This is a genomic window from Rossellomorea orangium, assembly GCF_019334305.1.
GTDB lineage: Bacteria > Bacillota > Bacilli > Bacillales > Bacillaceae_B > Rossellomorea.
Genome location: NZ_JAHWGH010000001.1, coordinates 52,326 through 64,200, shown reverse-complemented (window position 1 = coordinate 64,200; position 11,875 = coordinate 52,326). Strand labels below are relative to the sequence as shown.

Sequence of the window (11,875 nt, the reverse complement as noted above, 5' to 3'; positions counted from 1 at the left end):
AAGTTAATAATCTTAGTTTTTTTCTATAGTATGTCAATCGTTTGTTTTATTCCTGATCTGGATATAAGTTGGAGCATTTTCGTATTCGTTTCGTGCCCAAGTTTTATTTACGTGGTGGTTGCAGGGCCGATAATTAAATGGCTTAATTCTAATTAAAGAATGGTGATTGACCTATCTCAATTAGTTAATCGAGGGAAGGTTTGCATTTATCTTTTTTCAATGTACTCTCTAACTAGAGAAAAATGATTTCGGCAAACTTAAATATTTAAAATGGCCAACCTACACCAAAGAAAAGTCCGCATGAGTAGTACCTCTCTTAAGAGCCATTTGTTGTGGACAGTTGAGACGGTAATTGAGAGAAATAGAGTTACTTAATGTGTAACATGAGATAGTTGTCTTATATTGATTGGAACAATAGAATTTAGATTATTGATGGAAAAATGTGTTACCGGCAACTGATTGATAACATAGCTTGCTACGCAGTTCTCGTTGATCAAAATTATTCTATCCATGTACTTATAAAATGAGATTAAGGGATTTGGTTGAAAATATCCCTGGTATACATTGAATTTTTTCTACATCAAAAGAACCGTAGTGTGGAATAATATGGTATTATATTGTCGATGAATAATTTCACATAAGGGTGATAGCCAGATGGGAATAGAAGAATATTTGTATTATGGAGAATACGTGATATTTGAAGGGAAAGCTCCAGAGGTTATGATTGAAAATGGATCTTCTTTTGGGGTATATTCGCTTGTCATGACCAATCAGGGTAGAATTATTGCGCATGACACAGGTGGATTCTTTAGTGAGGAAAAAGTTTACTATTTTCCTAGAACAAAAAAAATATGTGTGAAATTGGAAGATGAGAAGGTACATCTAGTTGGGAAAACAATGAACTTCAAATTTGATTTTTCTTTGGACTTACAAACCTATTTTGAAGTAGTTGAACAATTTGGTACAAGTCATTTTGAATTAGATCCCAATCAAAATCAGCATTGTTTTCTTTTTGCTGATTTAAACGAAAGCAACATATATTCTGCCGAGTTTCTTATAAAGGACCATGAAATATGTTTTAAAATTATTAATAGCGACAGGCCTTTGGAGTTTATGACTTTGGATATTGCGGAGATCGCGCACATTTCTGAAGAAGAGAATCATATTATTCGGGTTAATATCAACCTTGAATTTATGGGTGTTTATCAAGATAGTATCTATTTATTTGTCCCGGATGAACGGCAAAGGCTCGAATTCTTGTCGATTATGAACGATCGAGAGACTATTTATAATATTGCTTATGATGAGGAACGTATCACAGCAGCTTTTATAAAATGTCAATTGAATGACTCAAGAAATATTGCTTATGATGTATATATTTTAGATGACGATACCTCATTCAGGATTGTCCTTCGCAATCATTTGAAGGTCCTTTTAACAAAAGAAAAAAAGGATGTTGAAGAATACTTTAATAAGGACTCTAAGGAAACTGTTTTGAAAATAGGAGAAAATTATTTTTATATTCAGCCCAAGCAGAATGTAAAGGAGCAGTTTACGCTAAAGGTACACGAAGATAATGAATTTTATTACTTTGAAAATACTGGGTACATAAAGGGATTGTTGGAAGGGATTGAAATGAAAGAACAAGTGGATACGGCTATTTCAGAAAATTCCATTCATCTTATCAATCACATCACAAAATTATCCATTACAACAATTATGGTCGATACCGTTACGTTCATAAATGACGGTAATCTATTATTGGTCACGAATCATGAAAACCTTGCCTGTTTGGAATTGGATTCATCAAAACTACATGTCATTTCCTTTATAAATGTTAAAGAATTTGAGAATGAGAAAATTCTTTTTGATATCTTTAAGGAACCTTTTTACTATGAGCAAAATGATGAGGGTTTAGTTTTATACAGAGATAATAGGGAGGAACCTATCCATACTTTAAGAAATAGGGACATGATGAATCTTAAGCTGAAACTTGAAAGGATAGGCAACTCTTTTGGTCTATTATCTTCTAATGAAGTGGAGAACTCATGGGGACTGTATCTTCCGGTTAATTCATTTAAAGAGATTGTTTATAAGGCGTTTACTTTTATCAAAGTTCCTGTATTAGTAGATACGAATCCTAAGTCTCTTTACGGAACAATGGTTCGCGAAGTAAGTGACTTATTATTATATGAGTACTTTGGTCAGCTAATGGTACTGGACGACGGGATTGAAGAATTTTATGAGGTGAATATGAGCGAGAAGGACCGAACGTCTCGTTTAGTCAGCTATTTATATTATGGCATCCAGGCTCAGAGAAAGCGGATGGATTCTATATCCGTATATATGCCAGGTGTGCTGAATAAAGTTGAACAGGAGTTGTTCATGGCATACGGTAAGCATCTAGGAGAAAAATATTTTAAAGATCTTCAAAAGCACTTAATCGGAATAACCAACCAGATGAAAGGATCTCTCTTAGAAATTGAAAATAATCTTATGCAATGTGGAGTGTTAATTTCAAAGAGGTCTACAAAAGAGATGGTAAATGAAAGAAGAAAGAGTGGGTATAAATCAGCTGGTTTGCAAGCTTTGATGGGTGTTGGTATCACAGTTTTAACGGGAGGAGCTGCGGCACCCCTACTTTTGGCACCAACCTTTATGGCACTGAACACTAATAATTCTGCTAATATGATGAAGCTTCAAGAAGAGATAAAAGAAGAAAATGAACAAAACAGGACAGATTTTTACTTTAGAAAGGCTTTAGACTTATTTGATCACTATATTCAAACTATGATGCCTTATTACGTTTCTAAGGTGAACGATGCCATTGTTGATTGCTATAAAAAACTTGCTTTTGCATACGAGCCAATACTTGAAGAACCGCTGTTGAAAGAGAAGCTACTTCAACGTATTGCTGAGATCTTCACTTATAAAAAATTGCCGGTTGATTCAACAACTGAAGTAGCAAAGCAAGAGATACTTAATGGTCTTTTTACAACGATAGAGGAATCTCAACTTTCCATCAATGCTTTTGAACAAATTTTAAAAATATCAAATGAACTCCCTACACTTGAAAATTCAAAGTAAAGGAAGATGTAAATGTTTAAAGATCCACTTAGACCAAATGGATTTCAACAGACAGATCCGTTTCTAGACTTAGATCATAATCAGATCCCAGATAACCAGGACCATTTCTTTGATTACGATAAAAACAATATCCCTGATCATATGGATTCGTTTGCTGATTATGACCATAATCGAATCCCTGATGCTCAGGACCCTTTCTTGGATATGGACCACAATCATATACCAGATGCACAAGATTCTTTCTTTGACATGGATCATGATCAAATACCAGATCAGCATGATCAACTTGTAGATTTAGATCATAATGGAATTGGCGATGGTGGGGTATTCTAGTAGGTTCGTAATTGAGAAGGGTACATGAAAATAGTAATTTAAAATTTATTATTTATTATAATGAAAAATTTGGTTTGTTTTTACAGCCCATCATTTAAGCTTGATGGGCATTTTTATTTTGGTTTAAAAAATTTAAGGCGAATCAACTAGACCACTGAGATGGAGGAGAGTAATAAAATATGACTCAATATACATATAGAATAAACAGAAAAGTTTACAATGAACTAAGAAGAACGTTAAGAGTTCATGGAGCTGGAAGAGATGTATTTATATCCTTAGAACAGCTAATAAAAATAATAGGGGCAAAAAATAAAGAAATCCCCGAAGTATCTAAAATGGAAGGTTATTCAAAATTAATTCAAGACCATGTAAATTTAATTCTTGATATTGGGGTCAGACCCCCGCTCACAGTCGATACAGTCATTGGTTCAGCTCAATATTTAGATGATGCGTTTCTTGCCGGATGAAATTCACGTTGATAGGCTAGTTGACTGGTTTATAAAGAATAAAGAATTTGAGTGTGATAGAGCCATTCTTACCTTTTACTTTGCAAATTATATTAAGCGAAAGATCAATGCTTTATATCGTTCTATCAATAAAGATGAGTTTGCTACGACTCTAACTATTATGGGGAATAAAGAAGCGACTAAAGAATTTAAGAAACAATGCCGGGATCGTAAAAAGTTAGGTGTTAAAATCATCCGGCAGTAGCTAAGGGGTGAGCTTTGATGAGTAAGGACTTATATAAGAAAAAGCTTGATAAGTTAATAAACAAATTTATTTTTAGATCACGTGATTTCGTGGATTATGCAGCACACCTTTACGGATACAATGAGATGTTGATGACAGGAGAAACAAACTCAAAGTTTACATATGATCATGAGTACTTTAATTTTACAAAGAGCACTAAAACCTTAATTAGTATTAAAGAGTTATTGAAAATGGGACATAATGAAGATGGACTAATATTAATAAGAACTATGTTTGAAAGTTATCTGAGCAGCAGGTACCTTAACGAAAATGAAGAATTCATAGACCAGTTGATAACCTTTCCTTTAAATTTGTTCTTTGCCAATTACAATATCCGAGAAGATGGAGAAATATATAATCGGGAAGGTGAAAAAGTTGGAGAGCTAATAAATCCAAGTGGATTTAAAACGGGGAAAGACAAACAGTATTATTACACGTTTTATGGATTCCTATCTCCTTTCGCTCATAGCAACTTTGGAGTGGTAAATTATTATTTAGACGAACATTTTCGTTTTACAGTTGAGAAGGTAAATTATCCGATACTTGTTCGCTTCTTTACACTTTTTGTATTCACTAAGATTTTCGAACATATTGTAACCGTTGAAGGGGAGGACTTTCTCAACAAGAGAACAGAAAAAGAATGTTATAAGTTGGTTGAAGAATCTATCAAGTTTCAAGATGGGTTAATCCCTGTTTTAATTTCTTCCTTTCAATCAAAATCAGAAGATACTCAATTTAAACACTACAACAAAAGAATGAGAGAAATGCTAAAGGCTATGAGGAAATCCCTGAAGGAAGAGTTAGGAAGTGTAAATAAAGACTTTCTAAAAAAACAATAGATGTTTGTTCTATAAGTATATCCCGCTTAATGTGTACGTGAAGTGTAATGAATACTATATCTAGCAATATTTGCCCTGGTAATACATGGCGGTTGTAAGAAAATTTATAAGTTTAAATTTTTTGTTGACAAATGTAAAATCAAAAGGTTTAGATGAAATTAACATACTAGAAAGGAAGTTGTTTATGTCAAGACATCTTATATCAATAAAGGAAATTTCACCAGATGGTGAGAATGGATACTTCATTACTATTGAAGGCTATGATGCAGAGCAACAAAGGGATTTCTATGAAGTGATTAAGAGAGACAGTGAGGGGTTTTTAAGAGGAGATTGTCTTAATCCTAGAAAAAAACCAGTATCAGCAAGCTGCATAAGTCTGATTCGTACAAAAGTAAATGTAGCTATTAACAATTTCATAGAATAAAATAAAACTAAAAAAGGGGTGTCTATAGGCACTCCTTTATTTGCATGTATATAATAGAGTGATATTTTTTATGAGGTGATTTGTTGTGGGGATCAACAGAATATTAAATGAAGTAAATGAAGAAAAAAATAAAATTTGTAAAAATTTAGGTGTTAATGGACAGGATTACAAGTTAAAAGCTAGTGGTGAAAACTTACTTAACGGTTCAGCTTTTGCTAATGGGAAAGGTGTCAGACTTAGTAAGGTATTATTGAAAATGTGGGATGAAGACAAAAACATTGTAAAATTCATGTTGGCACATGAGTTAGTCCACGCAAAATATGGAGATAATAACATTGCCGTTATTAAGGATAGGTCAATATCTAAACTAATGAAAAATGCTGTCATTTTATTAAGTGAAATGAGAGCAAATATGATAGGGGCTTCTGTATTGGGCCTATCTGATGAAGAAATGAATAGAGTCCAAAAAAAACTACATATCGAAAATGAAAAAAGACACAGGGATAACCTGTTAATTAAATTGTCTAGAAAGTTAAAGTTTATTGGATCTTATGAGTATGCTTATGAAGAGTATAATGACCACAATATAAAATTTGAGTTTAGTAAGGGTTATCCTCCTAGAAAGATGATTGCTGATTTTGCTTATAGATATAATGATTTTAGCGATAAGGTAAAAGATGAATTATTAGAGAAATTTTATATGCTGTTTAAATCTGAAATTAGTGTAGAAAAAGATGAGTTTAAAAATCGTGTTTTAAAGTATTTTAAAACTCACTATGAAGGAAAGAAAAGCAAAGAGTAAAAAGGTAATTATATAGAAGAAACTCGTTTACCTTGCTCATCACTATACGTGGTGGGCATTTTTTTATTGTTATAGGTGGGATATATTTTCGCGTATTTTTATCCATTCAGCCTCACGGCGTCTTTGGCGCACCGAGGGGTCCTCTTTTTAGATGAAATCGCCGAATTTACAAAGAAGACGCTGGATATGTTGCGACAACCTCTCGAAAGAGGAGATATCACCATCTCAAGAGCTCATTCTACCCTTACTTACCCGGCCTCCTTCATCCTGATAGGGGCCATGAACCCTTGTCCCTGCGGATACTTTGGTTCCCTCACTCATTATTGCACCTGTACCACTAAGCAAATCATCGCTTATCAAAATAGATTATCCGGGCCCATTCGTGACCGGTTTGATATTTTTCTAAGTCTTACTCCCGTCCATTTGAAAGATCGTGTAAATGAAAAAGAAGGTTCTCTATCTGTTCAACGACGCGTGAAAGAGGCTAGAGAAAGGCAATACGACCGTTACAGTGAAGAGGTATGTAATGGAAGAGTGGATTATCAAAGGTTACTGAAGAGCAGTCCGGACCTTGAAGATCACCTTCCTTTCCTACATAAGCTGTCATCCAAACAGCACTGGAGCAACCGGATGCAGGTGAAGGTTTTGCGCCTTGCGAGAACGATCGCTGATATGGATGTTTCAGTAAAGGTAACGGAACAGCATATGTGGGAAGCGGTCAAGCTGCATAGGAGACCGCAAAGTGAGAAACATCATGGTGCGGGAGTGATTGGTGAATCTTTAACTTAATGACATAAAGAAAGAAGGTGGAACAATCGTATGCCAATGATCAGCAAATTTGGGGGGACCTTTATTAAGCTGAAGCCATTTCATAACAATCTTCTCTTTGCTTGAGGGTAAAGCGTCGTCTCCCCTTACATATTCACCTGTCATTATTTCTATTCTTGTCATAAATCCAGCATAAATTACATGAAAGTGAGGAGGATCATGATCGTTGTAATACAAACATATGATGAAGGCGTGGAATGACTGCAGGCGTAATGAAGCAACTTGCAGGATACCACCCCTAAATTAGGAGGTGTTTCAATGATTCTTATAGATAACGTATCTACAATTCCTGAAATGGACGGGTGGTTACTGATTGATTTCACAGATGGGTCGAAAAGGTTCGTAGACATCAAACCTCATATGAAGGGTATTCTTGAAAAACTGAGAGACCCTGAATTTTTCAGTAAGGTGTATGTGGATGATGAGTTGAAAACCATCACTTGGCCAGGAGAGCTCGATTTGGATCCCGATCAGTTACACAGAGAAGGGATCGACCTAAACGAAATTAAGAAAATTATTGAAGTAGCGAAGAATACAAATTTATTGGAACGAGCTTGATGACAAAGCGAGGGTAGAGCACCCTGGCTTTTTTTGTTTTCATTTTTAAAAATAATTTCCTCACCAGGGTGTCCTATTCACTGCTCCTCCCTAAAATCACCCCACTGACCAACAGCCAGTTCGAAATGAAATGAGCACCCTTTACCACACGGTCCACTACAAAAGCGGCACCATAAAACAACACAATCAACAATCCCGCCAACGCTACCTTCTCTAGCCGCGAAAACACCTGCCAGTTAGAAGCAAAAAAATAAAGTGCACTTGCCAGCAGAAACACAACCCCGAATAAATACGTCAGTGAAATCACCTTTTTCATACATTTCACCCCTTTTTTAGTTTATATTTTATTATATGAGAGTGGAGAGGGATATAGGTATGTGAGGTGGGACACGGGGACAGGTCTCTTGTCCCACATTCTTGGTTGTCTGGGACAGGGTACCTGTCCCCGTGTCCCATTCAGCAGCCTGACCACCCAGTTAAAATTTATCCTGAAAGAGTGGAAGTAATGAAAAAGATATTTACATATACGTGTAGTTTAATCATCCTTTTATGTGTAGGCATTTTTTTTCTGTTTGAAGATTCTGCTATAGCTGGTATAGCTTTAGGGGTCTGTTTCTTCACTCAGGCTGCCCTCACCATCAGCTTTTTTGTTGATGATGAATAGGTAATGCTATGGGGTCAGGCAGGGTCTATTAGCCTGGCTATTTCCTCAATCTTTGGCACGAGAAAGGAAACATAAGGCTCATCTTTCCGTATTTCAAACATATGCAAGGCATGTCGAAAGTAAGGAAGGGCCTGGGCATATTCCTTTTTCAACTCGAAGTTGTAGCCGATTTGATAATGAAGCTCACCGAGTCCCCAAAGAAGTTCTTCTTCAAAGCACCATTTAATGGCTTTGAGACAGTAGTCTGTTGACTCTTCAAGTTCTCCTAAACGTGTCAGAACTCTGGCTGTACTGTAAAATATCTTGGTTTTGATTGATTTATCCTGCAGTTGGCCGGTTGTATTCATGGCTTGTATGACTTTTTTATAGTAATGAAGGGCCTCTTCATATTGTTGCATATTGTAAAGAATAGCTCCATTGCTTGAAAGGATTTCCATTTCTCTTTCGGACATGGCTTTTTTCTGATTGGCGGTCAGTCGGTATGCCTGATCGAAGAGGGCAAAGGCGGCTTCGGCATCCCGCTTGACCTCAAACTGATAGATTCCTTTGTGCCAATAAAGAAGTTGTAAATGGTCATTGTCTTTATAAAAGAGCGGGTTCTTCTCTTCTATCCTGACTAAATCCATCATCTCTTCATATTTTCGATACACTCTCAAATACCTCAGTTGTTTCTCCACTTCCATGATGTAATCAAGACGGGGCGTGGTCCCGATTTCAAAGAAATAGTTGACGTCCACTCCCAGTTTGACCGAGATCTGGTATAAAGCGGTGGCACTTGGATAGATGTCCCCCTTTTCTATTCGGCTGATCAGCGCCTGGGTACAGATTCCTTCTGCAAGGTCTCCTTGCGTGATTCCGACAGCCTTCCTTAATTCTCTGATTTTAGTTCCGATTACTGAATAGTCCATGGGGTCACCTCCTGGGTATTTTTATATTTTAACAGATATGTATAGGTAGGGGTCGGGGACATGGGGACAGGTACTCTGTCCCAAAATATTAAATTGACGAGGGGTAATGTCTTCGTGTCTTTATTTAAAAAATGGGACAAGGAACCTGTCCCCATGTCCCCCTTTCTTCTCGAAATATCTTTTTTTTCAGAAAACAACTTGCTATAATGGACATACAAGTGAAAATAGTTGGTGAAGACGCCATAATAGATGAGCCATTTCTTGGTTGATCTATTATGGCGTCTTTTTGATTTCATCCTCTTTGTAAGCGTTTTATCAGAGGGTTAAGAATGAAAGGTGGGAGGAACATATGTACACATGTACAGTGAAGAATGTCAGGTTTCAGTTTCGTTCCGTGAGGGATGTGCTGGCGAAGGCGAGTGAAGAGAAGTCTGGTGACATCATGGCGAAGGTTGCGGCTGAATCTTATCTAGAGAGGATGGCCGCAAAGATTGTGCTAAGTGAGATGAGCTTGAAGGATATCTTTGAAAATCCGGTCATCCCGTACGAAAAAGATGAGATTACGAGAATCATTTATGATGACATCAATCAATTTATTTATAAAGAAATTTCAGGTTGGACAGTGGGGGATCTTCGGGATTATGTGTTATCTCACCAAACGAATACCTCGGATTTATTCAGGATCAGTAAAGGATTAACGAGTGAGATGATTTCAGGTGTCGCCAAGCTGATGTCGAGTATTGATCTGGTGATGGCGTCGCAGAAAATCAGGCCGACGGCTCATTGCAATACGACGATTGGGGAAGCAGGACGCCTGGCCTTCCGCTGTCAGCCGAACCACCCAACAGATAACTTGGAGGGAATCCTTGCGTCGATGAAGGAAGGGCTGTCCTATGGATCCGGGGATGCCGTGATCGGCGTCAACCCCAATAACGATTCTGTGGAGTCAGTCTCGAAAATTCTACACATGACTCATGACTTTATGCAAAAGTGGGAGGTTCCCACTCAAAACTGCGTACTGGCACATATTACGACTCAAATGAAGTCATTGGAAAGGGGAGCTCCCCTGGCATTGATGTTTCAAAGTTTAGCAGGTACCCAGGAAGCGAATGATGATTTCGGGGTCTCGAAAGAACTATTGGATGAGGCCTTTGAGATGATGGCGACATTAGGTTCTTCTACCGGACCGAATCAGCTTTATTTTGAAACCGGACAAGGGTCAGAAGTGTCTCTTGATGCTCATATGGGTGTTGATATGCAGACATTGGAGGCACGAACGTATGGATATGCCCGTCACTGGAAGCCGTTCATGGTGAACAATGTTTCTGGATTCATCGGTCCAGAGACCCTCTATGATGGCCGACAAGTGATTCGTGCCGATCTTGAGGATCTGTTTATGGGAAAACTTCATGGATTGCCGATGGGAATAGCTCCAACGTATACGAACCATATGCAAATGGATCAAAATGATCAGGAAATCGGTGGGATGTTAACGGCTCTCGCAGGCGCCAACTTCTATATGGGGGTGCCAGGGGGGGATGACGTCATGCTAAGCTACCAGGATACAAGCTATCATGATGATGCCAGCTTAAGGGAGATGCTGGGGCTGCGTCCACTGGCGGAGTTCGAAGGATGGCTTGAAAAAATGGGCATTATGGAAAATGGCCGACTGACAGAAAGGGCAGGAGATCTTTCCATATTTAAATAAGAAGGGAGGAAACGGAAATGGATATTCAAACAATCGTTCAACAGGTACTGGATGAGTTGAAAAAAGGAGAAACAAAGAGTCCGGATACTCAACCATCTGAAGAAAAACAAGGGATTACCAACTACACTTACGAAAAGCAAAAGGTTGTGCGAGTCGATCAACCGGTTGACCGGGAAGTCATTGAAAAAGCACGTAGCATCACACCGGCAAGAATCGGCATCGGTCGAACAGGAACAAGGATGAAAACCAAGGAATACCTGGATTTTCGCATTGACCATGCAGCTGCACAGGATGCTGTATTCAAAGGGGTTTCAGAAGAATTCCTGGAAAAGATGAATCTCCCTTTCCTTCAGTCAAAGTCCGAATCAATGGACGAATATTTAATGAATCTGGATAGCGGACGTAAACTGAATGAAGAATCTAGAAAATGGGCGCAAGACAATCTTTCAAAAAACAAACAGGTCCAAATCATTGTGTCGGATGGACTGAGCTCCACGGGGGTTGAAGAGAATATCTCTGATCTGCTTCCGGCTTTGATTCAGGGCTTGGAGGGGAAAAAAATATCTCTGGGAGAAACGGTCTTTATTAAAAGAAGCCGTGTATGGATACAGGATGAAATCGCTGAGATCACAAAGTGTGATGTGGTGATATCATTGATAGGAGAGAGGCCGGGGCTTGCTACTTCAAAGAGTATCAGTGCCTACTTGATTTATCAGCCTGGAAAGGAGACGGTTGAAGCGGATCGGACCGTCATTTCCAATATTCATGATGGGGGGATCCCTCCTGTTGAAGCAGGTGCATATCTCGCAGATTTACTGGAGGACGTTCTGAAGAATAAAGCCAGTGGAGTGAAGTATGCTAAGCTGAAATAGATTGTTCCCTATTTGCAGGGTTTATAGATATTACCATTGACAACCTTTTAAAAGGAGAAATATAATGTTCTATATTCAGAATTTTCTGTACTGAACAGGGGT

At 37.9% G+C, this 11,875-nt stretch carries 14 protein-coding genes; 11 read left to right on the top strand and 3 right to left on the bottom strand.

Annotated features, from left to right (window positions below; all coding sequences use genetic code 11):
• The first annotated feature begins 654 nt into the window (after positions 1–654).
• From KYJ26_RS00310 to KYJ26_RS00275, 8 genes are all read left to right on the top strand, one after another.
• Complete coding sequence (locus KYJ26_RS00310; protein WP_219165396.1) at positions 655–3,087, top strand: hypothetical protein; 2,433 nt, start codon at positions 655–657, stop codon at positions 3,085–3,087.
• A 12-nt stretch (positions 3,088–3,099) separates the two neighbouring features.
• Positions 3,100–3,420 carry a hypothetical protein gene (locus KYJ26_RS00305; protein WP_219165395.1) on the top strand — a complete coding sequence of 107 codons (321 nt, stop codon included), beginning with the start codon at positions 3,100–3,102 and terminating at the stop codon, positions 3,418–3,420.
• Between the two features lie 179 nt (positions 3,421–3,599).
• Positions 3,600–3,887 (top strand): hypothetical protein, encoded by a 288-nt coding sequence (locus KYJ26_RS00300; protein WP_219165394.1) that lies wholly within the window; start codon positions 3,600–3,602, stop codon positions 3,885–3,887.
• Positions 3,877–4,131, top strand: coding sequence for a hypothetical protein (locus KYJ26_RS00295; RefSeq protein ID WP_219165393.1), 255 nt, complete (start codon positions 3,877–3,879; stop codon positions 4,129–4,131). Before KYJ26_RS00300 ends, KYJ26_RS00295 begins: the two co-directional genes overlap by 11 nt.
• A 17-nt stretch (positions 4,132–4,148) precedes the next feature.
• Positions 4,149–5,009 carry a DUF5677 domain-containing protein gene (locus tag KYJ26_RS00290; RefSeq protein ID WP_219165392.1) on the top strand — a complete coding sequence of 287 codons (861 nt, stop codon included), beginning with the start codon at positions 4,149–4,151 and terminating at the stop codon, positions 5,007–5,009.
• Positions 5,010–5,193: 184 nt separating this feature from the next.
• Positions 5,194–5,433 (top strand): hypothetical protein, encoded by a 240-nt coding sequence (locus KYJ26_RS00285; RefSeq protein WP_219165391.1) that lies wholly within the window; start codon positions 5,194–5,196, stop codon positions 5,431–5,433.
• Positions 5,434–5,518: 85 nt separating this feature from the next.
• Positions 5,519–6,235, top strand: a complete 717-nt coding sequence (locus KYJ26_RS00280) for a M48 family metalloprotease (protein ID WP_219165390.1) — start codon at positions 5,519–5,521, stop codon at positions 6,233–6,235.
• Positions 6,236–6,310: 75 nt separating this feature from the next.
• Positions 6,311–7,024, top strand: coding sequence for an ATP-binding protein (locus tag KYJ26_RS00275; protein WP_308807533.1), 714 nt, complete (start codon positions 6,311–6,313; stop codon positions 7,022–7,024).
• On the opposite strand, the gene KYJ26_RS24310 is transcribed toward KYJ26_RS00275, so the two are convergent.
• Positions 7,016–7,240, bottom strand: a complete 225-nt coding sequence (locus tag KYJ26_RS24310; RefSeq protein ID WP_219165389.1) for a DUF4160 domain-containing protein — start codon at positions 7,238–7,240, stop codon at positions 7,016–7,018. The genes KYJ26_RS00275 and KYJ26_RS24310 overlap by 9 nt on opposite strands.
• Before the next feature lie 81 nt (positions 7,241–7,321).
• Here KYJ26_RS24310 and KYJ26_RS00265 point away from each other — a divergent pair, with 81 nt between their 5' ends.
• Entirely contained in the window at positions 7,322–7,621 is a 300-nt protein-coding gene (locus KYJ26_RS00265) for a DUF2442 domain-containing protein (protein ID WP_219165388.1), read from the top strand.
• A 73-nt stretch (positions 7,622–7,694) separates the two neighbouring features.
• Here KYJ26_RS00265 and KYJ26_RS00260 read toward each other — a convergent pair whose 3' ends face one another.
• Both KYJ26_RS00260 and KYJ26_RS00255 read right to left on the bottom strand, forming a co-directional pair.
• A complete protein-coding gene (locus tag KYJ26_RS00260; protein ID WP_219165387.1) occupies positions 7,695–7,937 on the bottom strand; it encodes a DUF2157 domain-containing protein in 243 nt (80 codons plus the stop codon).
• A gap of 362 nt (positions 7,938–8,299) precedes the next feature.
• The gene (locus tag KYJ26_RS00255) at positions 8,300–9,193 is read right to left on the bottom strand and encodes a helix-turn-helix domain-containing protein (RefSeq protein WP_219165386.1); all 894 of its coding nucleotides are present in this window, start codon (positions 9,191–9,193) and stop codon (positions 8,300–8,302) included.
• 349 nt (positions 9,194–9,542) lie between these two features.
• Between KYJ26_RS00255 and KYJ26_RS00250 the strand changes: the two genes are divergently transcribed.
• A complete protein-coding gene (locus tag KYJ26_RS00250) occupies positions 9,543–10,901 on the top strand; it encodes an ethanolamine ammonia-lyase subunit EutB (protein ID WP_219165385.1) in 1,359 nt (452 codons plus the stop codon).
• 17 nt (positions 10,902–10,918) lie between these two features.
• Positions 10,919–11,773 carry an ethanolamine ammonia-lyase subunit EutC gene (eutC, locus tag KYJ26_RS00245; RefSeq protein ID WP_219165384.1) on the top strand — a complete coding sequence of 285 codons (855 nt, stop codon included), beginning with the start codon at positions 10,919–10,921 and terminating at the stop codon, positions 11,771–11,773.
• Positions 11,774–11,875 lie beyond the last annotated feature (102 nt).

What these genes read in the sequence shown, in the direction of transcription:
- KYJ26_RS00300 (WP_219165394.1), top strand. Translation starts at nt 3,600, where the DNA reads ATGACTCAATATACATATAGAATAAACAGAAAAGTTTACAATGAACTA.
- KYJ26_RS00305 (WP_219165395.1), top strand. Translation starts at nt 3,100, where the DNA reads ATGTTTAAAGATCCACTTAGACCAAATGGATTTCAACAGACAGATCCG.
- KYJ26_RS00290 (WP_219165392.1), top strand. Translation starts at nt 4,149, where the DNA reads ATGAGTAAGGACTTATATAAGAAAAAGCTTGATAAGTTAATAAACAAA.
- KYJ26_RS00285 (WP_219165391.1), top strand. Translation starts at nt 5,194, where the DNA reads ATGTCAAGACATCTTATATCAATAAAGGAAATTTCACCAGATGGTGAG.
- KYJ26_RS00265 (WP_219165388.1), top strand. Translation starts at nt 7,322, where the DNA reads ATGATTCTTATAGATAACGTATCTACAATTCCTGAAATGGACGGGTGG.
- KYJ26_RS00260 (WP_219165387.1), bottom strand. Translation starts at nt 7,937, where the DNA reads ATGAAAAAGGTGATTTCACTGACGTATTTATTCGGGGTTGTGTTTCTG.
- KYJ26_RS00250 (WP_219165385.1), top strand. Translation starts at nt 9,543, where the DNA reads ATGTACACATGTACAGTGAAGAATGTCAGGTTTCAGTTTCGTTCCGTG.
- KYJ26_RS00255 (WP_219165386.1), bottom strand. Translation starts at nt 9,193, where the DNA reads ATGGACTATTCAGTAATCGGAACTAAAATCAGAGAATTAAGGAAGGCT.
- KYJ26_RS00310 (WP_219165396.1), top strand. Translation starts at nt 655, where the DNA reads ATGGGAATAGAAGAATATTTGTATTATGGAGAATACGTGATATTTGAA.
- eutC (WP_219165384.1), top strand. Translation starts at nt 10,919, where the DNA reads ATGGATATTCAAACAATCGTTCAACAGGTACTGGATGAGTTGAAAAAA.